Source organism: uncultured Acidaminococcus sp. (assembly GCA_900538365.1).
In the GTDB taxonomy this organism is placed as follows: Bacteria; Bacillota; Negativicutes; order Acidaminococcales; family Acidaminococcaceae; genus Acidaminococcus.
Map to the genome: position 1 here is coordinate 55,302 of UPXT01000006.1, position 22,925 is coordinate 78,226.

A 22,925-nucleotide genomic window follows, 5' to 3' on the forward strand; every position below is an offset into this window, starting at 1 on the left:
TTCTCCTTTGTTGTTAGTTTATCCAACAGCGTCAATGCCGTTAGCTTCCCGGAAAAGTTTGGGCGTCATTCCCGTAATGCTGTGAAAGGACCGGGTAAAGGTGGAATTGCTGCTGTAGCCGACCATGATAGCAATGTCCATCATGGAATAATGGGTCTTTAAGAGCAGTTCCTTTGCCCGTTCAATGCGGATACGCCGCAGGTAGAGGCTGGGTGAGCAGCCCGTCTGCTGTTTGAACCAATCGTTATAGTAGGTCACATTGTAGTTTTCCATTTCAGCCAGCTGGTTCACTGTAATGGGTAGGTCATAATGCTCGCTCAGGTAGCGGATACTTGGGGCTGCGCAGTTATCCATCAGTTTGCTGTAAAGGTAGCTGTAAAGATAGGATACGGAATGACTTTCAGGATTCTGGCGTAGTTCGGCCTGGATAAGGTCCACAAGCTGGGCAATTTGCCCCACCATGGAAATGACGATAGGATAGGAAAGCATGAGGCCCTCCTTTTCATCGATGATTTCTTTTGATAGGTTGATGGCAAGCAGTTTTCCCCGGTAGCTGCACTGGTGGTCCATCTTGGGCGGCACGAGGCACAGTTCCTGAGGCGTGACAGTATAGTCCGAATTGCCGATGGATAGTTCCATCGTTTCCCCCATGGGCACCAGGATTTGGGGATATTCGTGATGATGGGCACCAAAGCATTCCTGAAAGACCTCGATATCAAACTTTTGGCTTAACATACTCATTCCCCTCTCTCAAAAAAGAATCAGTAATCCGCGTACGGAAGATTATTGATGACGACGTCAAGACCCTTGACCTTGGCCGAAATCCGGTCATCAGGGGCGGCCACTTCGTCTGTTTCGGGAGCGGCTTTGAGGCGATGGCTCTTTGAAGCAAGAAGGGGTTCGCAGAGCTTCACGTTCATCATGAAGAGCCACAGCGTCGGCACGGTCATGATGAGCCCGCCAATGTTAAGAAGTCCCTTGACAGCATTCATACCGCCCGATACGACAAGAAGATAGGCTACAGCCGAAATGGCCACACCAAGAACAATCTTGAGGGTCTTCGGCGGCTCCGAATCGATTTCCTGACCATGGACACAGAGCGTTGCAAGCGCAGCCGTATTGGGGTCAGCTAGGGTGATGAAGGACAGGCATACCGTAATGAGGAAGGCGAGCTGTACGAGCTTGCCCCGCGGCATGGTGCCAAGGACCTGATAGAGGGCGGTCTGCATTCCTTCTTTTTGGATCATGGCCCACACATCAAAGGTCCCGCTCGTCTGGACAGAGATGGTCTGGCCAGCGAAGATAGCAATGAAAAGGCAGCAGAAAAGGGACGGGACAAGGATTTCCACAAGAAGAAATTCCCGCACAGTGTGCCCTTTCCCCATGCGGGCTAGGAACATGCCAATAACGGGCGCATAGATAAAGAAGGAATTCCAGAAGGTGATGGGCCATTCGTTCGGCCACTGATCGGTCGGCACCAGGGTATTGTTGTACGTGATCTTGTGCCAGAAGTTATCCATAATATCGCCAATGGCTTCGGTGCCAATTTTCCCGATGAAGACAGAATCCCCTGTTGCGACAACATAAAGCATCAGACCAAAGAAAAAGAACATGCATGCCGTAGAAACATAGGTAAGTCCTTTATTGATGCCGGTTACACAGGAAAAGATGAAAAAGCCGGCCACAATAACGGTCAGGATCAGATACATGAAAGGTCCCTGCGGAATGCCAAAGACGGCATTGATGCCTCCGCTAATCTGCATGAGGCCAGCCGCCATGGAGTTTGAGACGCCGCAGGCAACGGCATAACCGCACAGCATGTGCAGCAGGCTCGTCAAGTGACGATGTTTGCCGCCCAGCGTACGTTCCAGCATGGGCCCCATGGAAAGGGACTTTTGATAATTGAAGCACAGGAGAGCAAAGGCACAGGCCGGAATGGAATAAATGAAGTACTGGACAAAGGACCAATGGAACATGGCCTGACTGACTGCAAAAATCGCCGCGTCCCTGCTTCCCGGCAGGGCGTGGATAGCAACTGGCGGCTGCATGAAATGATAGAGCGGTTCGCCCATGGCCCAATAAAGCAGGCCGCAGCCAATGCCGCCGCAGATGGAAATGGAGTACCACTGCCAAGTCGTAAAGTCCGGTTTAGCATCAATCCCGCCAATCTTGACATCGCCCCATTTAAAAATGATGAGGACCATCCCCAAAATAACGGAAAAGACGGCAAGGAGATTGATCCACCAGCCAAAGGAATCGCCAATGAAGTAGAGCATCTTCGACATAACAAAACCGAACTTTTCCGTAAAGAAAATACCTAAGAGAATTTCTATCGTAAGAAGAAGCCCAATGACGATGAGGACTTCTTTATATAATTTTCCTTTTAATTTTTCTTCCATCGATTCATGCCTCTCTTTTTAGGTTCCAATCATTGTACGGTAATATCATAGGTTTGAAGGATCTTGCGGCAGCGATTCATCCTATCAGGCGTTGGTGTCTTGACGGATTTCATCAGATAGTCGCGGCCCAGTTTCTTATAGGTCACACTGCCCAGTGCATGATACGGTAAAAGCTGCAGATGGACCAATCTATTAAGGCTTTGGCAGAATGTGCCAATCTCGTGGAGTTCTTCCTCCGAATCGTTGACGCCAGGGATAAGGGGGGTCCGGAGAATCAGCCGGAAGGCCCCCTTCTGGCTGTCCAAAAACTTGATGTTATGAAGAATAAGGCGATTATCAGCGCCACAGTACGTTTTATGAAGGCTTGGCGTGACCGCTTTGAGGTCAACGTAGAACGTGTCAACATAAGGGACCATAGCGGCAATGGTTTCCTCTTTTCCAAAGAAACTTGTTTCAACGGCCGTGGAAATACCTTCCATCGTGGCTGCTTTCAAAAGAGCAAGAGAGAAATCAGGCTGGGCCAGGAGTTCTCCTCCGGAAAGAGTCATACCCCCTCCAGAGATGAAGTAGAACGCGGTATCCTTGCGGACTTCTTTCATGACGTCCGCGACAGTCATTTCCTTTCCATAGGACTGGCTGCCGTCCACCGTCGTTTCAACCTGGAACGCCTGACTTTCCGGCGTGGAACACCACTGACAGCGAAGCGGGCATCCTTTTAAGAAGACGACTGTCCTCATGCCATCACCATCGTGGATGGAAGATCGCTCGATGCGAAGCACCATTCCTTTTGTCTGTTCCAGCGTCATTGTTCCTCATTCCTCTCTTGTTTTAGCCTATCGATTGTCCTTAACGGGCTGATTCGGTCCAGTGGTTGATTTCCGTGCGTCCAATGATTTCATCCTGCGTTTCCTTACCGAGTTCGACAAAGAAGGCGGTGTATCCAGCCACGCGGATGAGCAGGTCGCGGTGATCGTTCGGGTGTTTCTGGGCATCAATCAAGGTCTCGCGGTCGACGCAGTTGATCTGGGCATGGTAAACACCAAGTACGCTCATGGTCTTTACCATATTCATGGCATGGGTCATACCGTTTTCGCCCTTGATAAGATCCGGTTCGAACTTCATGTTGAGCTGCGTGCCCTGGGTAAAGCGTGCATGCGGCAGGTGACTGACTGATTTCAAAAGGGCCGTCGGGCCATTGACGTCCGTACCGCCCGTAGCACCAATGCCGTCCGTAAGCGGTGTCGTTGCCTTGCGTCCGCTCGGCAGGGCTCCAACCCACTGACCAATCGGCGTATTGCCCGATACAGGCAGCATACCTAAGGTCATCTTGCCAAAGACCGTATCGTATTTTTCGAACTGGTCCGCCACATGGTTGTAGATTTCGCCGACGCAGAAGTCAGCACGCGGATCATCGTTACCGTATTTCGGTGCTTCAAGGCAGAGCTTCTGGATATCTTCATAGCCTTCAAAGTTGGCATCGAGGGCTTTGATAAGGGTATCCATGGATACTTTCTTCTCATCAAAGACAAGGTATTTTACATCGGCGATGGAGTTGATGATATCAGCCTGACCCACCGTGATAACACCGCCGCCAGCATTGTATTGGGCACCGCCGGGTTGGCTGTAGTCCTTGCCAACTTCCATACAGTGCTCATAGCTAAGGGACAGGGTCGGAACAGGGCGATAGTTCATGCTCAGGTAATCAAGGAGCTGGTTGCAGCTGACGATGACATCAACAGCATAGTCAATGTGCTTTTTCACGGCAGCAAAGAAATCATCAAAGGTCTTAAAGTTTCTCGGGTCCCCCGTGTGGATGGAGACCTGTTCTCCCGTAATGCGGCTCTTACCGTCATTCAAGGCAAATTCAACCATGGCACCCATATTGATATCGGCAATGTCCGTATATTGTTTCATCTTCCCGGACAGGTTCGTTTCTACGCAGCCGCAGGGGTTCCAGTTCCAAGCTTCACGAAGCGGGATCCCCTTGTTCTGGAGCATCTGGATCCCTACATCATTGGAGTAGATGGCCGGCATCGTAAGGCCCATGCCGATGGATTCAATGGCTTTACGGAGCAGGGAATCAGGATTCTTGGAAATGCTGTAGGTCATGGCCATGTTCGGTTCCTTGAAACGAACATCCTCCGTGGCCTGGATCATCATGTAGCTCAGTTCATTGCTGGCGTCGTTGCCATATTGGTCAATACCGCCGCAGCTCGTCTGGACCGTGATGCAGTAGCCGGCTGCATACTGGGCCGTGACTTCATCCTGGAAGAGAGACATTTCAGCCACTTTGATCCACAGGCAGTCAAGAAGTTCCTGGGCATCGTCATCCGTGAGGATTCCTGCTTCTTTGTCTTTCTTATAGTACGGATAGAGGTACTGATCGAGGCGGCCCAAGTTGTAGCTCGAAGCATTCTGTTCCATGAAGCAGGCATATTCATAAGAAATGATGCTCTGGCAGGCTTCATAGAAGGTACGGGCCGGAAATTCCGGTACGTGGCGAGTCACTTCTGCAATCTTTAAAAGTTCAGCCTTGCGGACGGGATCGTCACACTCAGCGGCCATCTTTTCAGCAAGGTCGGCATGACGATGGGCCAGCAAGATGACAGCGTCAGCAGCCCTCATTTCCGCTTTATAGAAGAAGCTCTTTTCAAGGTCGCCCGGGTTGGCATCGTCCAGTTCAGCCAGGGCGTCTTCTGCTTCCTTGCGGATTGCGGCAAGACCCTTGGTGAGGATGCGCATCCAGCCCGGCGTGTTTTCACCGTAGCCACGGACGGCTTTACGGTCGATGAAGATGGCACCGTTGGCACGCAGCCGCTTGGCATCTTCTGGAAGCATGAGATTCCAGCGGTCAAAGACGCATTTGTTTTTCCAGTAGTCCTGGACCTTTTCGGTATAGACCTTTTTGCCTTCTTCACTTAGATAGAAAGGGTCAAAAGGACGGGTGCTGATCGTATCCAGTTCCTTTGCAATGACGCCGGAAGCACTGTCCGGGTTCAGGATGCCGCAGCGAGGTTTGAAGCCCACACCGCCGACCAGCAGTTCATGAGGCTGGATATAGATATCTTTCTTGGCACACACATTGTAGTAGCCGTTAGCGCGCTGGATGATCCAAGGCTGCCCCTCCATTTCCTTGAATCCTTCCGTGAAAAACGCCGCGTCGTATACGTCCATATCAACGCGGGTATGGAGATACTGCTGACGCAATGCCTCGATTCGTTTCAAGTACTCTTTTGCCATAATAAAGCCTCCCTTTGTTTCTTACTGAAGATTGGTTTCTCATCGAAATCCTTGATTGTCTCGATTCATCTACTTTATATGTAGCAAATCTTATGCCAATTCTCATATTTTTTATTCCGTTTATCGGTGCAAAAAACCGAATTATCAGTTTACTTGCGGCTTGGCGAGACTTTTTTCCTTTCTATTTTTTCAGTTTGATCACGCTTGCAACGTCTTTACGTGGCTTTGCTTTTGCCTTCTTTTACAGTTTTTGCAGGTTTTGCATGCAAAATAATTTGCGTATCATAAGCATCAGGCATCATACTGCCCATTTATTTGCACCCTCTTGCGTTCCCTCAATGATTTTTTGGAGAAAAGGCTTCTTCCGCCTCTTTAAGGGAGCCATAGCCATAGGCATGGACCGTCGCCCGCAGGATCTCTTCGTTCAAGTTGACGTCTTTTTCCAGGCAGCCCATCAGATAGGCCTCGTAAAGGGCCAAGGTTGCTTCCGAATAGGTCAGGAGCTCTCCTTTGAGATAGCTTTCAAAGGCTGTGTCGGTGCTTCCGTCTTGGGTGATGCGCCTCCCTTTTTGGGAAAGGGCCGGATATTTTTTAGCGACTTCGTTCTGCCAGTCCACATGAATGGCAGCTATGCGCAGGACGCGTCCTTTCTTTTCATCTGTAACTTGAGGCAGCAGGTCCCGCACTTGATCATATTCCTTAGGCGAGGTCCATCTCATCATATACCCGTATTTTTCGGCAAGAAGGTTTCGTCCTTCCGCCTGGGCCGCCCTTAAATCGTTTTCATAACTTTTAAGAAGGGGTACGTTCCAGGAAAGGAACTGACTTCCCCGCATAATAAAAAAGGTTTCTCGATCGTCTTGGCAGGAAGCCCGACCTCCAATATTGTGGACTTCATCAAAAAGGGTCCATTCCCGCTCAATAATGCGCTGAATGAGTTTCATCTTTTCCATAATCTTGGTTCCTCCATGATATTGCGGCAGCGCAGCTTGTCGTCTTTAATCTTTGCCTGTACGTAAAGCGCATGCTCCGTAAGAAAGGTCCCCACTCCTTCAGGAACAAGTCCCAAATCCATCAGGGCGCGGGACAGTCTTTCCGAAATCGCTTCTATGAGGGTCATGGACCGTTCTGTGTCCTGCGTCATAAGAAGGTCTTCAAATAAGGGCAGCGTTCCATACGTTTCAGAAAGGGTACCTACGCTCCGATAAAGCCATTTATAAAAAGGCGCATAGGCGTGGTTCAAATGATGGATCAGCTGCATAGCAGAAAAGAGGAATCCACTCTTGGAAAAAGTCATGGCCCCCAGGTCCTTTCGGGCAGTGCAGCGGGGATAGTTATACTGCCCCCCTTGAGCCATATAAAATAAATCATGGGCCATCTTTGTTAGCCACACATCACGGGGGCAGGCGGTTTTGAGCCTGCGCCTTGTTTCTGTCATCGCTCCTGGTGCGTCATAAAACAGTGACCCGTTTACAGCCATGGAAAGACGCGCTTCATCGCAGTGCATCCAGTCCGCCAAAGTCTGGGGTCCTTTTTCAAATCCAGTTAAGCGCTGGAAAAAGCCTTCCATAGTAAGAACACCCACCCGCTTGGAACCACCAATATCCTGCCGCGGCGGCACGCCAAGGAAACTTTTGGGAAGGGATGCATAGAGCTGGCGGAGCCGTTCTTCCCATTGGGGTGCGTCCTTTTTCTCAAGAAAGAGCATGACGCCGGGGCCCCAATCATGATCCCGGGAAATGGCGTCATCAAAAGAAAAACATTCGGACCCTTCGCCGCAAAGACCTGCAGCAAGATAGGACAGCGCATCCGGAAGATTCATTTCAATTTTGGGCCGAACCACGTCTTCCCAAAAGCGCCGCGAAAGGACAAGTCCCTGCATCATGGCTTTTCTCCCGTAAGGCGTGACGCAAGGGTCTTCATTTTCTTTACCTTGCTGTGATTTTTGCCCCATAAAGCTTCGTAAATAGCGCCTGCCATGAGGCAGCAGGCGGCTGCCTTTTCGCGGTCCCCCATTTTTTCGTAAAGGGTGCCCCGATTTTGAAAGGTAATGCCATATTCCTCATTTTCCCCAAAAAAGCGTTTGACCCAATCCGCGGCTTCTTCAAAGTGACGGAGAGCAAGGTCATACTGACCTTTTTTGGTATAAAGGCTGCCTAGTCCGTTAAGGACCGCTCCATAATGGACACGGCCTTCTTCCGGACAGGCTTCATAGGAGAATTTAGCCATCTGATAAGCTCGCAGTGCCTCGTCGTCCTGGTCCATACCTGCGTAAAGAATGCCCAGGTTGCAGCAGGTAATGGCCCGTTCTTCAAAGCGGTCACTTACTTTCATGAGCCGTTCCAAGACCTCTTCAAGGGCAGCCGCTGCGTCTTTAGGGCGTTCCATTTCCTGATAAAGGATGGAGAGGTTATTGAGGCAGGATAAATAGGCATAGGATTCCTTCTCCCCCGCTTCAGTCAGGATCTCCATGGCCTCGTCATAAAGGCTTTTGGCGCCGCTATAATCTTTGGCCAGCCGTTTTGTGCCCGCAAGGTTAATGAGAAGCGTTGCATAGGGAACGCCCCTCGTCTCTCCCCGACCATCAAGGATTTCCTTGGCCTTCATAAAAGCGGCGTAGGACGCTTCATAATAGCTGCGGCCGCGGTAAAAGGAGCCCAGTTCATTTAAGGCTGACAACATAAGGTCGGATTCTCTCCCCTCTTTATAGGTGCTGTTTGCAATTCCCGTGAGATAGGCTTCCACACCTGCCGCGTCGCCCTTTTCGTAAAGAGCATCAAGGTGCTCATAGAATTCGTGGACCATTGTCATTTTAAGTTTTTCCTTTCTAATGAAAAGAAGGACTTCCTTCACGCCCGTCCGGCATCAAGAAAGCCCTCCAAATGGTCAGTGCCTTATGGCTGGTTGATCACACATTCTTTTTTGTGTCCGCGTCAATACGATCTTTATTGATATCCATCCAAAGGTCACAGTTCTCAATCCCCAGTTTTTCCGGATTGAAATAAGGCATTTCCACACCGGCATTACGCTGCGCAATATAGTCATCATAGACTTTCTTGACAACAGGCAGGAGCAGGAGCAAGGCGATGAGATTGAACCAGGCCATGAGGCCAAACATGACTTCACTGATGGCCCACGCCGTCGTCGCCGTTACGTTAGCCCATACGAAGAAGAAAATCGGCATCAAGATACGAATGATCCAAATTCCTGTCTTACGCAGATGGGGATGAGTATCCTTCATCAAATAAGCAAGACCTGATTCGCCTTCATAGTAGTAAGCAATACAAGTGGAATAAGCAAAGCAGGTAAGGGCAATGGCAACAAGGGAACCGCCGGCACCAAAAGCGGTCTTGGCCGCCTCCTGGACCCAAACAACACCCGCCGTGTTGGTGGCTGCCTGTTCAGCCATGACGGCTGAGCCCGAGCCAATATACATATAGGACTTTCCATCAGGTCCCAGGACGTTGAAGCAGTCCGTAACAAGGGCCATCATGCCGGAACAGAAGCAGACAAGGACGTCAACATAAACGGAAAAGGAGTTCACAAGGCCCTGGGTGGCGGGATGCGGCGTTTCTGCCGTTGCACCAGAAGGCGGCGTTTCACCAAAGCCAGCGCCGGAAGAATTGACAGCACGTTTGACGCCGTAGGAAAAAGCAGCTCCCATCATACCACCGAAGACAGCCCCCGAATCAAAAGCACTGTCAAGGACCATCCGTATGGTCGGCATAAAGGCATCGGCCTTTGCAACCATGACGTAGATGGCAAGGACCCAGTAACCAATGGTCATAAAGGGAACGATAATGGTCGAAATCTTGGCAATGCGGCGGATTCCGCCAGAAATAACAGCAAAAAGCAGGAGAGCAATGACGCCGCCTGTAACAGGCCGAGCAACGCCAAAGCTGTTTTCAAAAGCCATGGCAATATTGTTGGCGCTCGGTCCCGTTACAAGGATTGGTACGCCAACGCTGCAGAACAGGGCAAAAACAATGGCCATAAACTTGCCCAAGGCCTTATTGCGGATGCCTCGCTCCATATAGAAATAGGGACCGCCGCGGTACTGGCCGTCCTGACGGATCTTGTAGATCTGACCTAAGCTGTTTTCCGTATAGGAGACAGCCGATGTAGCAAGGGCCGTTACGAGCATCCAGAAGACTGCACCCGGTCCGCCATAGAGGATAGCTACCATGACACCGCCAATGTTGCCGACGGCAACGCTGTAGGCAACAACGGAACAGAACGTTTCAAAAGGAGACAGTCCTTCCATGGAGCCTGAGCCCGAGCGTAGGAGCTTCCATTGGAGAGGAATCTTCGAAATATTGCCAAATTTCATGGCAAAGCAGAAAACCAAAGCCGAACCAAATGTCAAGATGATCAGAGGGGTGGACCAAATCAGGTTATCTAACCACATAATGAAATCAGACATAAACTTTCCTCATTTCTTAGACAGATAGGAAAGCCGCATCTGGCAGCAAGTGGAACCTCTCGGTCCCAGGAAAGGGCGTCCTCAAGAAATTCCGTCAGCGAGGCGCTTCTTTCCCTTGTTACCAGCCGAGTTTTCCTAGAATACCATGATCTTTTTTCTCAACAGGTTCCCCGCTATCCGGGGCATCTTTAATCTCGTCCTCGTATTCATAGTCACCAGAAATGGTGCGAGGCCGCTTGCCCATGTAGCGAAGGAAGCCAATGGTAATGAACAGGCAAATAAAAGTGAGCGGAATCCCGCAGAAAGATTTGATGGTCTTGACGCCATCGATTCCACCGAGGATGACAAAGACAACAGCGATAACAGCAAAGACAATGCCCCAGAAAAGTTTCAAATAAATTGGAGCTTCCGTATTTTCATCGGCACCATGCATGGACATACTGGCCAGGGTAACGGTCATGGAGTCACACTGCGTAACAAGAGATACCGTAATGATCACAAGCATGATGACTTTAGCAATGATACCCACGGGGAGCACATCAAACATGGCAAGAGTCAATGCTTCAGCCCCTTGGGCCTTATAGATACTGTAGAAATCAAATCCATTGAAAAGCTGAGCATGAAGAATCGTGCCGCCAAAAACAGCAAACCAAACAATCCCAAAAAGGGCGGGCAAGAGCCATTCAATAACGATGAACTCGCGAAGGGTTCTTCCATAAGCAACACGAACCATAAAAAGGCCTAGAAGCGGCGTATAGGCAAACCAATCGACCCACCAGTACATATCCCAGTTCTGAGGCCACATCCCACTATTGGGATAAGGCGCCGTATTCAGGCTGTTGGCAAAAAATTCAGTTAGATAGGAACCCATGGATTCCGTGAAAAGGTTGCAAATATAAGCAGTAGGACCCGCTAAAAAGACGAACAGGAGCAACAGGAAGAAGGCTTGGACATTGCGGTTTGAAAGAAAGGTAATGCCCCGTTTCAACCCACTGATGGCTGATGCGTTGTAGCAAAGAAACATGACAAAAATGATTCCCGCATAGATAATTGGAGACGGTTTGATTCCTGCAAAAGCATTAACTGCCGTTGAAAGCTGCATGGCGCCATAGCCTAAGCCACCAGCAACAGCTCCTGTCAAGGAGAACGCGGAAATGGCATCAAAAGCAGTGGCCCACTTCGACGTAGCCACTTTTTTACCAAAAAGAGGAACCAAACAGGAACTTGTTTTAAATGTGCCTCCCATGTTTAGGATGACATAGGACAAGATAACCCCAAAGATGACGCAGCCCGCATAAGGGGTAAAGCCCCAGTGCATGAAGCAGCGCACCATACTCCACAAAACAGCGGCATTGGAACCGGGTGCAATCCCCGTACTAGGAGACGGTTCCATCGTAAAGAGCAACGGTTCTGCAGCACCCCAGAAAACGACACCGGCGCCAATTCCCGTGCAGAGGGAAATGCCAAACCACTGCATATAGGTGAACTTTGGTGTTGCATTCGGTCCGCCTAATTTAATATCTCCCATTTTGGAGCACATGATATAGATACAGAGGATGACCATGAACAAGCTGGCAATGCTTGATACCCAGCCTGTTCCCCACATGAGGTTCTTCATGACAAGCTCGTTGAGGACATGATAGAACCCTTCCGCATTGACGACGATGGCAATCAGCATGGCAATGAACAAAGAGACCGTCACCGCCATGACAGGTGTTCTCAGCTTAGTTTTTCGGGGGGGGGGGGGGGGTAGTTTTCCGGACACAATTCATTTTTACCATAACTTTCATCCTTTCCTAATACCAAAACGCTTGATTCGTCTTAGCGTAGTCCGATTCAGTTGTCAGGATACAGGGAACAATAAACTTATTCAAGTGTTTTATCACTCAGGAATGAGTACCGGGAAAGAAAAGTACGTTTTGGCATGATTTAAAGAACAGCATTACAGTAAGACTATTTTAAAAATTTTCTGTTAATTATAACTATAGACAAACGATGCCATATTCTTTTCAAAAACACTTGAATGAATTCTTACTAAAAAATAGGGAGAACCTTTCCGTTAAAAGCCCTCCCCATTTTTGCAACGCGCTAGTGGCAGCCCAAAGGGTGCCCTGCAGTCATGGATTATGCTTTCGGCGTGAATTCACCTTCGCGCAGGTACTTCTGGAGCTGAGCATCCGTCATATGGCCGATGTCGAGGTAATCCAGCGTGTACTTGCTGCCGGCTGCCAAATCGCGTTTCAGCATGGTGCTGGCAAGAAGGATCATGGAGTCGATGATCGGGGTCGGTACATTGTATTTCTTGCCGAGCTGGCTCATAAGGAAGCAGCCAACCGGAACGTCTTCCGTGATGTACCGGTTTTCCAGGTCGAACGGACCATCGCCGAAGAAGTTTTCATATTTTTCTTCATACGGTACAGCGAAGTCAGGACCCATGTATTCCTTCCCATACATGGTGGTACGGGAGAAGAAGTCTTCATAGTTTACGGTGCAAAGGTCGATGCTCATGGCCTTGGCAAGGGCTTTTTCTTCTTCCCAGAAGGCAGCCTGGACTTCAGCAATGGCCGGGCAGGCACCGAACCCATAGAGAGAGTAGTTCTTCTTTTCCTGACCCAAGACGGTGTCAAAGTTCTGCATGGTGGAAACAGCAAGAACTGTACCAGGAACGTGGATAACAGGGTTGACGTTGGACAGGTTGATGTCCATGACAGTGTTGCCTGTTACAAATCCGTGGTGGAATTCCTCTCCCTTCTTGGAGATGGTGACTTCGCCTTCTGCGTCGATGATGGCACCAAAAGCAGGAATGTAGTAAGCAGAAGCCATGAAAGCTTCATTATCTTTGGTCGGCAGGGCGCAGCCGCGAATCGTGGTGATGCGGTCTTCAACCTTGCATTCGTTGGTCGTAACGCCGCCGCGTTTCACAACACGGATACCATAAGGAGCGGTGTACCAAGAGCCAACGATGACTTTCTTAGTGCATTTCAGTTCGCGCATCAGTTTGCGGAATACGAGGGTACCGCAGTTATCCGGCAGGATGTGGATGACTTGGCCATCTTCGAGAAGAGGAATCAATTCACGGAAGATGCCTTCGTGAGCGATAGCAACAGTTGCCACGATGATGATGCCAGCGCCCTTGACAGCTTTTGCCATGTCATCGGTTGCAAGGGCAACTTTGGCCGTTCCTTTGCGAGTGTAGCCAAAGAAGCTGAACTGGTTGCCCGAAAGGATAATGCCCGTCTTTTCAATGTTCAGGAAATTCGTTTTAGCGAATCTCGGCTGATCCCAGATGCGGACTTCCTTTCCTGCAAGGGCACAGTCAGCAGCCATCGTCTTGCCGACAGCACCGCCACCCAGTACAGCAATTGGCATGTCTTTCAAATAGCTCATATCCATTTGTTCGTTCCTCCTTTATTTGGTACCGGCTCTCCGGTCCATTGGCTTGGATTTGTCTTCCTTGCCTTTTGTTGCCTTAATTATAGTGAACTTCTCTTTTGCACTCTTTGCGGAAACACGCAATTTATTTGCCAATTTTCAGGTATCGCAAAAAGGGTCCTCTCCTTTTCAAAAAGTATTCAATATAAGACGGTGAAAGGATCTGGCAATTTTTTGGGATTTTCTTTCTTTGAAGAGAGGGTGAAAAAGTGCAAAAAATATGTGATGGGGTGCAAAGCATAAAAAGGACAAAACGGATATAAATGAAGTAACAAGATACAAAGGTGGACTTTTCCGAAAGCGGCTTTCGCTTTCGCTATGAAATCCATTATCAAGGGAGGATGTATCATGACCAAAAAAATCGAAATCATGGATGGGAACCAGGCTGCGGCCTATATTTCCTACGCCTTCACCGAAGTGGCTGGGATCTACCCCATCACCCCGTCATCCCCGATGGCGGAACATGTCGATGAATGGGCGGCCAACGGTAAAAAGAACCTCTTCGGTCAGCCTGTCCACGTTGTTGAAATGCAGTCCGAAGGCGGTGCTTCCGGTACCGTTCACGGTTCCCTGCAGTCCGGCGCCCTGACGACAACCTACACGGCTTCCCAGGGGCTGCTCCTCATGATCCCGAATATGTACAAGATTGCCGGTGAAATGCTCCCTGGCGTCTTCCACGTATCGGCCCGTACCCTGAGCGCGCATGCCCTCTCCATCTTTGGAGACCATTCCGATGTCATGGCCGTACGCAATACGGGCTTTTCCATGCTGGCTTCAACGAGCCCACAAGAAGTCATGGACCTCGGTGCTGTAGCACATTTAGCAGCCATCCACTGCCGGATGCCTTTCCTGCACTTCTTCGATGGCTTCCGTACGAGTCACGAAATCCAAAAGATTGACGCCCTCGATTACGAAGACCTGAGACCTTACGTTGATTACGATGCCATCAAGGCCTTCCGCAAAAACGCCCTCAATCCGGAACATCCAGCCACCCGCGGCTGCACCGTCAACCCGGATATCTTTTTTCAGTGCCGCGAAGCCTGCAACACGCGCTTTGCCGCCATTCCGGATGCTGTTGAACACTACATGGATGTCATCAACAAACTGACAGGACGTGATTACCGTATCTTTAATTACTATGGTGCTCCTGACGCGGAACGGGTCATTGTTATCATGGGTTCCGGTGCGGAAACGGCCAAGGAAACGGTTGATTTTCTCACGGCCAAAGGCGAAAAGGTCGGTCTCCTCGTTGTCCACCTCTATCGTCCCTTCGCAGCAGACCGCTTCCTTGCAGCCATGCCGAAAACGGTCAAGAAGATTGCTGTTTTGGACCGCACGAAAGAACCAGGCGCCATGGGCGAACCGCTCTACCAAGATGTCAGCAGCCTCTACAAGGCAAGCGGTGCCGATGTCACCATCGTCGGCGGCCGTTATGGTCTTTCTTCCAAGGACACGACGCCGGATCAGATGCTTGCCGTCTATAAGAATCTTGCCCTTGACACACCAAAAAATGACTTCACCATTGGTATCGTCGATGATGTGACGAATACGAGCCTGCCCAAAGCCGAGGCCATCCACACGGCACCGGAAGGTCAGATGAGCGCTGAATTCTGGGGCATGGGTTCTGACGGGACGGTCGGTGCCAATAAAAACTCCATCAAGATCATTGGCCACACGACGGACCTCTACTGCCAAGCCTACTTCGTCTATGACTCCAAGAAATCGGGCGGTCTTACTCAGAGTCACCTGCGTTTTGGCAAAAACCCCATCCGCAGCCCGTACCTCATCCAGGCCGCAGATTTTGTTGCCTGCCATACACCGAGCTACGTGACAAAATACGATATGGTGAAGAACCTCAAAGAAGGCGGCACATTCCTTCTGAACTGCGCCTGGAGCGATGAAGACCTTGACCGGCACCTGCCTGCTTCCATGAAGCGCGCCCTTTATACCAAAAAAGCTAAGTTCTATACCATCAACGCAACGGCCATTGCTCGTTCCATCGGCCTTGGCAACCGCACCAATACGATCCTTCAAGCTGCTTTCTTTAAGCTCCTCGGCATCATTCCTGTGGAAGAAGCCGTCAAGGCCATGAAGGAAGCCATCTATAAGACCTACTTCATCAAGAAGGGCCAGGCTGTTGTCGATAAGAACTATGCCTCCATCGATCACGGCATCAACGAGCTCCACAGCGTCACCATTCCCGAAAGCTGGAAAGATGCCCAGGATGCTCCCAAACAAGACAAAGCCCCGGCCTTCATCAAGGAAGTCGTCAACGTCATGAACCGTCAGGAGGGTGAAGTTCTCCCCGTTTCGACCATGACCAAGTACGGTCTTGAAGATGGGACCTGGCCTGCTGGCACAACGAAGTACGAAAAACGCGGAGCTGCCGTGGAAGTACCTGAATGGCAGACAGCAAACTGCATCCAGTGCAACCAGTGCGCCCTCGTCTGCCCGCACGCAGCCATTCGTCCGATCCTCGTTGATGCAAAGGAACTGGCCGCTGCTCCTGCCGGTTTTGCAACAAAGAAAGCCATCGGTCCAGCCCTTGCAGCCTACGAATATCGCATGCAGGTCTCTCCGCTTGACTGCACGGGATGCGGGAGCTGCGTCAATGTCTGCCCAGCCAAAGAAAAGGCTCTCGTCATGAAGCCGCTTGAAACCCAGCTGCCTCAGGCTCCGCTGTGGGATTATGCGGTCGATACCGTTTCCATCAAGAAAGATGCTGTCAGCGATAAATCCATCAAGGCTTCCCAATTTGCCAAACCTTATTTCGAATTCTCCGGAGCCTGCGCTGGCTGCGGCGAAACGCCGTACATCAAGCTTGTAACCCAGCTGTTTGGTGATCACATGTACATCACGAACGCTTCGGGCTGTTCTTCTGCTTACGGCGGCTCCACGCCGAGCTCCCCATACTGCACGGATAAGAGAGGATTTGGACCAAGCTGGGCCATGTCCCTTTTCGAAGACAACGCCGAATATGCTTATGGCTATCTCCTCGGCCAGGATTCCATCCGCAACGAACTAAAAGATGCCGTCAAGGCACTCCTTGATAAGGGTGTTGCCACAAAAGCCTGCGAAGCCTACCTTAAGGATGCGGACAGCAAGGAACGGTCCCGCAAGGTCAGCGACGATCTTCTCGCTGCACTTGAAGGCGTCACCGAACCGGAAGCCGTCATGATCCGCGAAAACAAGGAATTTGTCGCTAAAAAGAGCGTCTGGGCCTTTGGCGGTGACGGCTGGGCCTACGATATCGGTTACGGCGGCTTGGACCACGTCCTTGCTTCCGGCAAAGACATCAATATTCTTGTCCTTGATACGGAAGTCTACTCCAACACGGGCGGTCAGTCCTCCAAGGCAACCGGTGCCGGTGCGGTCGCTAAATTCTCTGCCGGTGGTAAACCGACGGCGAAGAAGGACCTGGGCATGATGGCCATGAGCTATGGCTACGTCTATGTTGCCCAAGTGGCCATGGGCGCCGACCCGAACCAGACCCTCAAAGCCATCCGCGAAGCCGAAGCCTATAACGGTCCTTCCATCGTCATCTGCTACTGCCCTTGCATTGAACATGGCATGAAGTGCGGCATGGGGCTCAGCCAAGCCGAAGAAAAGAAAGCCGTCGAAGCTGGTTACTGGCAGCTCTACCGCTACAATCCGGAAAAAGTCGGAACGGAAGAAAATCCCTTCACCCTCGATTCGAAAGCACCGAAAGGAGATTTCCGTGCCTTCCTCATGGGCCAGAACCGCTATGCTTCCCTAAACCTCGCCTTCCCGGATAAAGCAGAAGCCTTCTATGAAAAAGCTGAAGCCGATGCCAAGAAACGTCTTGCCCGCTACGAAATCCTTGCGGGCCGCTAACAAGCCGATTCCATAACTTTCTTATAGGCCTGCCACCTTCTTGGCGGCGGGCCCCCTTTTTCTAAAGGAGGAAAATCCATCATGACACTCATGACTGCCAGTGAATACATTGAAAGCCTACGCAAACTGAAGACTCGAGTCTATATGTTTGGGGAAAAAATCGACAACTGGGTCGACCATCCCATCATTCGTCCGTCCATCAACTGCGTTGCCATGACCTATGCCCTGGCCCAGGATCCGAAATATAAGGATCTCATGACCGCAACGAGCAACCTGACGGGCCATACCATCAACCGTTTCACCCATCTGCACCAGTCCCCGGAAGACCTCATCAAGAAAGTCAAGATGCAGCGTCTTCTCGGTCAGAAAACGGCCAGCTGCTTCCAGCGCTGCGTCGGTATGGACTCCTTCAACGCCGTATACTCCACGACCTATGAAATCGACGAAAAATACGGAACCCATTACCACGAAAACTTCAAGAAGTTCCTCATCTACGTCCAGGATAAGGATCTGACCGTAGACGGCGCCATGACGGATCCTAAAGGGGACCGTTCCAAGGCGCCTCATGAACAAAAAGACCCGGACGTCTTCGTCCATGTCGTGGAACGCCGTCCTGACGGCATTGTCGTCTGCGGCGCCAAGGTCCACCAAACAGGTTCCATCAACTCCCATTGGCACATCTTCATGCCCACCATCGCCATGAAGGAAGCCGATAAGGATTGGGCCGTCAGCTTTGCCTGCCCGACCGACGCCGAAGGCCTGTACATGGTCTATGGCCGTCAGTCCTGCGATACCCGCAAGCTGGAAGACGGTGCCAACATCGATCTTGGGAACGCAAAATTCGGCGGTCAGGAAGCCCTCGTTGTCCTCGACCACGTCTTCATCCCCAATGACATGATCTTCCTTAACGGGGAAACGGAATTTGCCGGCATGATGGTTGAACGTTTTGCGGGTTACCACCGTCAGTCCTACGGTGGCTGTAAAGTCGGTGTCGGCGACGTCCTCATTGGTGCTGCTGCCCTTGCCGCTGAATATAACGGTGTTGAAAAGGCAAGCCATATCAAGGATAAACTCATTGAAATGACCCACCTTAACGAAACGCTCTTTAGCTGCGGCCTTGCCTGCTCCTGCGAAGGCTGCGCCACGAAGGCCGGGAACTACCAGATTGACCTGCTGCTTGCCAACGTCTGCAAGCAGAACGTCACCCGCTTCCCCTATGAAATCGTACGTCTTGCTGAAGACATTGCCGGCGGTATCATGGTCACCATGCCAAGCGAAAAGGACTTCAAGTCCGAAATGGTTGTCGGCAAAAATGGGGAAACCATCGGAGAAATCTGTAGGAAGTTCTTTGTGGGCCGCGATGACATCCCGACGGAAAAACGGCAGCGCATCATGCGCTTCATCGAGAACATGTGCCTTGGCAGCGCGGCTGTCGGCTACCGCACGGAATCCCTCCATGGAGCCGGTTCTCCGCAGGCCCAGCGCATCATGATTGCACGCCAGGGAAACATCGCCCAGAAGAAGGAATTTGCTAAAATCATTGCGGGAATCGTCGATAAGGATTAAAATAGTAGAATAAGCGTCGTGATACGTTTTAAATCCATTTTTAAAGCGTGACATGATCCTGCGCAAATAAGGCAGACCCGCACCTACGCCTTTGTAGGTTGGGCCTGCCTTCCCGTTGCAGGCTGTACAGTCACAAAAGGAGAGATCATGCCTAAGAAGTTTGAAATCATCCACAAAAGGGTCCTGAACCCTGAAATGAGCTCGATTTCGGTCTATGCTCCCTGGATTGCCGCCAAAGCAAAACCGGGCCAATTCATCATCCTCCGTTCGAACGAAGAAGCAGAACGGATTCCTCTCACCATTTCCAGCCATGACGACGGACTCATTACGGTCATCTTCCAGAAAGCCGGTGCAGGCACGATGGAACTGGACCTATTGAATGAAGGCGACTGCCTGGCCGATATGGCAGGTCCCCTTGGCAAACCGACCCCTGTTGAAGGCTATGGCCGTGTTGCTGTTTTAGGCGGCGGTCTTGGCTGCGCCATTGCCCTGCCGGTTGCCCGCGGTCTTCATGAGGCCGGCAACCAGGTTGATCTCATCGCTGGGTTTAGAAATGAAGAACGCGTCATTCTCCAAGATGAAATGAAGGCAGCCTGTACCGATCTTCACACCTGTACTGACGATGGTTCCTTCGGCTACCATGGCTTTGTCACCAATAAACTTGAAGAACTCATCCAAAGCGGCGTCAAGTTCAATCAAATCTTTGCCATTGGGCCCCTTCCCATGATGAAGTTTGCAACCCTCATGGCCAAGAAATATGATATTCCCTGCATGATCAGCATGTGCCCCCTTATGATCGATGGAACGGGCATGTGCGGCTGCTGCCGCGTCACCGTTGGCGGTGAAACGAAGTTTGCCTGCGTCGATGGACCGGACTTTGACGGCTATCTGGTTGACTTTGATGAAGCCATCGAACGCAACCGCACCTACCAGACCTTCGAAACAGAGCGTCGCGAGGAAGAAGCAGAACACATCTGCAATCTCACAGGGGAGGTCCGCAAATGAGTATCAACATGCAAGCTGAAAAGACGCCCATGCCGACCCAGGCACCGGACGTTAGAAACCATAATTTCAAGGAAGTAGCCCTGGGCTATACGGAAGAACAAGCCATCAACGAAGCAAAACGTTGCCTGCAGTGCAAAAAGCCGCTGTGCGTCACGGGCTGCCCTGTCGGGATTCCTATCCCCCAGTTCATCGCCAAAGTCGCTGAAGGCGATTTCCGCGGGGCCTTTGACATCATCTCTTCGGCCAACGCCCTGCCCCGCATCTCGGGCCGCGTCTGCCCTCAGGAAACGCAGTGCGAAGGAAAATGCGTCCGCGGCATCAAGAATGAACCGGTTGCCATCGGCCGCCTGGAACGTTTTGTTGCTGACTGGGCCGCTGAACACGCAGCCGACATCATCTGTGTGGATCCCCAAAATGGTCATAAAGCCGCAGTCATCGGCTCTGGCCCGGCTGGTCTTACCTGTGCCGGCGAACTCGCCCGCAAGGGGTTTGACGTGACTGTCTTTGAAGCGTTCCACGTAGCTGGCGGTGTATTGAGCTACGGTATCCCTGAATTCCGTCTGCCAAAATCCATCGTGGCTTCCCAGGTTGAAAAACTGAAGGAACTGGGCGTCAAATTTGATACGGACATGGTCATCGGCAAAGTTCTCACCATTACGGAACTCATGAAGGAACATGGCTTTGAATCCGTCTTCATTGCTTCCGGTGCTGGCCTGCCCCAGTTTATGCATATTCCCGGTGAAGGCCATGTGGGCGTCTATTCCGCCAACGAATACCTCACCCGTATCAACCTCATGAAGGCCTATGATGAAAAGAGCAGCACACCGGTCTTAAAAAGTAAGTCCGCAGCGATTGTCGGCGGCGGCAACGTGGCTATGGACGCGGCTCGCTGCGCCAAACGTCTGGGGGCCGATGTCCATATCGTCTATCGCCGCGGTGAAGCCGAACTGCCGGCACGACTTGAAGAAATCCATCACGCCAAGGAAGAAGGGATCCATTTTAACTTCCTTACGAGTCCGGTTGAAATCCGCGCCGATGAAAAAGGCCGCGTATCCTCCCTTGTCTGCCAGAAGATGGAACTAGGTGAACCTGATGCCTCGGGGCGACGCCGTCCTGTGCCCATCAAGGGCAGCGAATTTGAACTGCCAGTTGATATGGTCATTATGGCCATTGGGACCCGTCCAAACCCCATGAGCTATGATGATACGCCGAACCTTGACCGCACGAAAAAAGGTACCGTTGCTGCAAGCGACGACACCTGTGCCACGTCTGTTCCTGGCGTCTACGCCGGCGGTGATGCCGCAACCGGTGCCGCTACGGTCATCCTCGCCATGGGTGCCGGCAAGAAAGCCGCAGCTGCCATGGCAGACTATATGCTAAAAAAATAAGAATCATGAACACATAAGAAAAACAGCTGCAGAGGGTGCTCTGCAGCTATTTTTCTTCATTCAAAAAGGAGGTCCCTGAAAAGGGGACCTCCTTTTCCTTTATGGAATGGGGCACCATCAACTCAAAGTTTCATATCCCCATTCTTGACCCAGCCCAGGCGGCAGCAGCCATGATTGATCATGGGCGACAGGATGGCTGGCAGGATAAAGGAAATAAAAAGAAGCCCCAGCCAGTCAAAGGACGTAATCGTCGCTTTGGTCCCCGCTGCCATATCAGAGATCCATCCAGTAAAAACACCAATCTGCCCAACAAGACCGCAGGTCCCCATGCCAGAAGAAACGGCCGCTCCATCCATCCTCAGCTTAAAGACACAGGTTGCCAGCGGTCCCGTTATGGCGGAAGCAAGGATGGGGCCAATCCAGATGCGCGGATTCCGGACGATGTTGGGCATCTGCAGCATGGATGTGCCAAGGCCTTGGGACAGCAAGCCGCCCACACCATTTTCCCGATAGGACTGGACGGCAAAACCAATCATCTGGGCCGAGCAGCCCGCCACAGCCGCGCCGCCAGCAAGACCAGTGAGGCTCAAGGCTGCACAGATGGCAGCGGACGAAATAGGCAGGGTAAGGGCAATGCCGACAAAAACAGAAACAAGGATGCCCATAAGAAAGGGCTGCAATTCCGTAGCCCACATGATGACAGCCCCTGTCTGCATCGCAACTTGCCCTAAGGGCGGGGCCCATAAAGCTGCAAGAGTGACACCGACACCAATGGTTACAAGGGGCGTTACAAGGATATCGACTTTTGTTTCCCCAGCGACCAATTTCCCGATTTCACTTGTGACAATGGCCACAAAAAGCACCGCCAAAGGACCGCCAGCGCCGCCCAGTGCATTGGTTGCAAATCCGATAGTAAGAAGCGAATAAAGGACCAAGGGCGGACAATGCAGCGCGCGGCCAATGGCAACGGCCATGGCAGGCCCGCTCATGGCCATGGCAAGGCCGCCAACCGTATACTTGACGCCGCCTACGGTCGCGACGACAGTCTTTAACTCGCTGATATCAAAAAGAAGGCCTATAGCATTGATGATGGTCCCTATGAGCAGGGAACAAAAAAGACCTTGGGCCATGGCGCCCATGGCGTCAATGAGATATCGTTCAGTTGAGATTTCTACGTTCTTTTTCTTTAAAAATGCCTGAATCACTTTCATTTATTTTCCTCCTTTGTTCCGCACACGCCTTTTCTCTTGTATACAAGAGACGCCAAAAAAAGAATACGCTTTGGTTGATAATCTGTCAATTTACATGACAAGACAATAGTAATCTCACAAGTAAGGATGTTCCCTTCTTGTAGTTTTCCAGCTTGATTTTTTCCCTTACTGTAGGCAAAGGAAGCCATCTGCTGTCTTTTTTCATTCCGGCGTTTCTCTTTTTGACAGTGCAAAGCGCTCTTTCGTCATCAGGCGTCCATTCATCTGGGTCTTCTTTGGGGAAGCTTCTTTTCAGTGCAGAAGGAACGCTCCCTGCTGCCGAACAGGTTGCGAAAAAATATCCCCTCAACCTTCTAAGCGTAAAATGTTTCTCGGTAGGGAAAAATAGTCCTTGCAAAATAAAGGG

At 51.0% G+C, this 22,925-nt stretch carries 16 protein-coding genes; 4 read left to right on the forward strand and 12 right to left on the reverse strand.

Annotated elements, in window-relative coordinates; all coding sequences use genetic code 11:
• Nucleotides 1-18: 18 nt before the first annotated feature.
• From QZQ08_RS02425 to QZQ08_RS02470, 10 genes are all read right to left on the reverse strand, one after another.
• Nucleotides 19-735, reverse strand: a complete 717-nt coding sequence (locus QZQ08_RS02425; RefSeq protein ID WP_296327305.1) for an AraC family transcriptional regulator — start codon at nucleotides 733-735, stop codon at nucleotides 19-21.
• 26 nt (nucleotides 736-761) lie between these two features.
• Entirely contained in the window at nucleotides 762-2,399 is a 1,638-nt protein-coding gene (locus QZQ08_RS02430; protein WP_296327308.1) for a BCCT family transporter, read from the reverse strand.
• A gap of 29 nt (nucleotides 2,400-2,428) precedes the next feature.
• Nucleotides 2,429-3,205, reverse strand: a complete 777-nt coding sequence (locus tag QZQ08_RS02435) for a glycyl-radical enzyme activating protein (RefSeq protein WP_296327311.1) — start codon at nucleotides 3,203-3,205, stop codon at nucleotides 2,429-2,431.
• 40 nt (nucleotides 3,206-3,245) lie between these two features.
• Nucleotides 3,246-5,639: a pyruvate formate lyase family protein gene (locus QZQ08_RS02440; RefSeq protein WP_296327313.1), complete on the reverse strand. Its 2,394-nt coding sequence runs from the start codon at nucleotides 5,637-5,639 to the stop codon at nucleotides 3,246-3,248.
• A 335-nt stretch (nucleotides 5,640-5,974) separates the two neighbouring features.
• Nucleotides 5,975-6,592, reverse strand: coding sequence for a DUF4125 family protein (locus QZQ08_RS02445; RefSeq protein WP_296327316.1), 618 nt, complete (start codon nucleotides 6,590-6,592; stop codon nucleotides 5,975-5,977).
• Entirely contained in the window at nucleotides 6,580-7,524 is a 945-nt protein-coding gene (locus QZQ08_RS02450) for a DUF4037 domain-containing protein (protein ID WP_296327319.1), read from the reverse strand. Before QZQ08_RS02450 ends, QZQ08_RS02445 begins: the two co-directional genes overlap by 13 nt.
• Entirely contained in the window at nucleotides 7,521-8,450 is a 930-nt protein-coding gene (locus QZQ08_RS02455; protein WP_296327322.1) for a tetratricopeptide repeat protein, read from the reverse strand. The genes QZQ08_RS02450 and QZQ08_RS02455 overlap by 4 nt, the downstream gene beginning before the upstream one ends.
• A 97-nt stretch (nucleotides 8,451-8,547) precedes the next feature.
• Nucleotides 8,548-10,062 carry a sodium:alanine symporter family protein gene (locus QZQ08_RS02460; protein WP_296327325.1) on the reverse strand — a complete coding sequence of 505 codons (1,515 nt, stop codon included), beginning with the start codon at nucleotides 10,060-10,062 and terminating at the stop codon, nucleotides 8,548-8,550.
• A gap of 118 nt (nucleotides 10,063-10,180) precedes the next feature.
• Nucleotides 10,181-11,770, reverse strand: coding sequence for a BCCT family transporter (locus tag QZQ08_RS02465; RefSeq protein WP_296327328.1), 1,590 nt, complete (start codon nucleotides 11,768-11,770; stop codon nucleotides 10,181-10,183).
• A 416-nt stretch (nucleotides 11,771-12,186) separates the two neighbouring features.
• Complete coding sequence (locus QZQ08_RS02470; RefSeq protein WP_296327333.1) at nucleotides 12,187-13,455, reverse strand: NAD/NADP-dependent octopine/nopaline dehydrogenase family protein; 1,269 nt, start codon at nucleotides 13,453-13,455, stop codon at nucleotides 12,187-12,189.
• Between the two features lie 387 nt (nucleotides 13,456-13,842).
• Here QZQ08_RS02470 and nifJ point away from each other — a divergent pair, with 387 nt between their 5' ends.
• The 4 genes from nifJ to gltA all read left to right on the forward strand — a co-directional run bounded on the left by nifJ (nucleotide 13,843) and on the right by gltA (nucleotide 21,308).
• Nucleotides 13,843-17,349, forward strand: coding sequence for a pyruvate:ferredoxin (flavodoxin) oxidoreductase (gene nifJ, locus QZQ08_RS02475; RefSeq protein ID WP_296327336.1), 3,507 nt, complete (start codon nucleotides 13,843-13,845; stop codon nucleotides 17,347-17,349).
• A gap of 81 nt (nucleotides 17,350-17,430) precedes the next feature.
• The gene (locus tag QZQ08_RS02480; RefSeq protein ID WP_296327339.1) at nucleotides 17,431-18,915 is read left to right on the forward strand and encodes a 4-hydroxyphenylacetate 3-hydroxylase family protein; all 1,485 of its coding nucleotides are present in this window, start codon (nucleotides 17,431-17,433) and stop codon (nucleotides 18,913-18,915) included.
• A 147-nt stretch (nucleotides 18,916-19,062) separates the two neighbouring features.
• Entirely contained in the window at nucleotides 19,063-19,920 is an 858-nt protein-coding gene (locus tag QZQ08_RS02485; protein WP_296327342.1) for a sulfide/dihydroorotate dehydrogenase-like FAD/NAD-binding protein, read from the forward strand.
• Entirely contained in the window at nucleotides 19,917-21,308 is a 1,392-nt protein-coding gene (gene gltA / locus QZQ08_RS02490; RefSeq protein ID WP_296327344.1) for an NADPH-dependent glutamate synthase, read from the forward strand. The genes QZQ08_RS02485 and gltA overlap by 4 nt, the downstream gene beginning before the upstream one ends.
• Before the next feature lie 122 nt (nucleotides 21,309-21,430).
• Here gltA and QZQ08_RS02495 read toward each other — a convergent pair whose 3' ends face one another.
• Complete coding sequence (locus tag QZQ08_RS02495; protein ID WP_296327347.1) at nucleotides 21,431-22,519, reverse strand: PTS transporter subunit IIC; 1,089 nt, start codon at nucleotides 22,517-22,519, stop codon at nucleotides 21,431-21,433.
• 85 nt (nucleotides 22,520-22,604) lie between these two features.
• Nucleotides 22,605-22,925: hypothetical protein (locus QZQ08_RS02500; RefSeq protein ID WP_296327350.1), on the reverse strand; the 321-nt coding region annotated here is incomplete at its 5' end.

Bases quoted from the DNA above. Each gene is read 5' to 3' on its own strand.
- QZQ08_RS02425 (WP_296327305.1), bottom strand. From the start codon at position 735: ATGTTAAGCCAAAAGTTTGATATCGAGGTCTTTCAGGAATGCTTTGGT.
- QZQ08_RS02430 (WP_296327308.1), bottom strand. From the start codon at position 2,399: ATGGAAGAAAAATTAAAAGGAAAATTATATAAAGAAGTCCTCATCGTC.
- QZQ08_RS02435 (WP_296327311.1), bottom strand. From the start codon at position 3,205: ATGACGCTGGAACAGACAAAAGGAATGGTGCTTCGCATCGAGCGATCT.
- QZQ08_RS02440 (WP_296327313.1), bottom strand. From the start codon at position 5,639: ATGGCAAAAGAGTACTTGAAACGAATCGAGGCATTGCGTCAGCAGTAT.
- QZQ08_RS02445 (WP_296327316.1), bottom strand. From the start codon at position 6,592: ATGGAAAAGATGAAACTCATTCAGCGCATTATTGAGCGGGAATGGACC.
- QZQ08_RS02450 (WP_296327319.1), bottom strand. From the start codon at position 7,524: ATGATGCAGGGACTTGTCCTTTCGCGGCGCTTTTGGGAAGACGTGGTT.
- QZQ08_RS02455 (WP_296327322.1), bottom strand. From the start codon at position 8,450: ATGACAATGGTCCACGAATTCTATGAGCACCTTGATGCTCTTTACGAA.
- QZQ08_RS02460 (WP_296327325.1), bottom strand. From the start codon at position 10,062: ATGTCTGATTTCATTATGTGGTTAGATAACCTGATTTGGTCCACCCCT.
- QZQ08_RS02465 (WP_296327328.1), bottom strand. From the start codon at position 11,770: ATGGCGGTGACGGTCTCTTTGTTCATTGCCATGCTGATTGCCATCGTC.
- QZQ08_RS02470 (WP_296327333.1), bottom strand. From the start codon at position 13,455: ATGGATATGAGCTATTTGAAAGACATGCCAATTGCTGTACTGGGTGGC.
- nifJ (WP_296327336.1), top strand. From the start codon at position 13,843: ATGACCAAAAAAATCGAAATCATGGATGGGAACCAGGCTGCGGCCTAT.
- QZQ08_RS02480 (WP_296327339.1), top strand. From the start codon at position 17,431: ATGACACTCATGACTGCCAGTGAATACATTGAAAGCCTACGCAAACTG.
- QZQ08_RS02485 (WP_296327342.1), top strand. From the start codon at position 19,063: ATGCCTAAGAAGTTTGAAATCATCCACAAAAGGGTCCTGAACCCTGAA.
- gltA (WP_296327344.1), top strand. From the start codon at position 19,917: ATGAGTATCAACATGCAAGCTGAAAAGACGCCCATGCCGACCCAGGCA.
- QZQ08_RS02495 (WP_296327347.1), bottom strand. From the start codon at position 22,519: ATGAAAGTGATTCAGGCATTTTTAAAGAAAAAGAACGTAGAAATCTCA.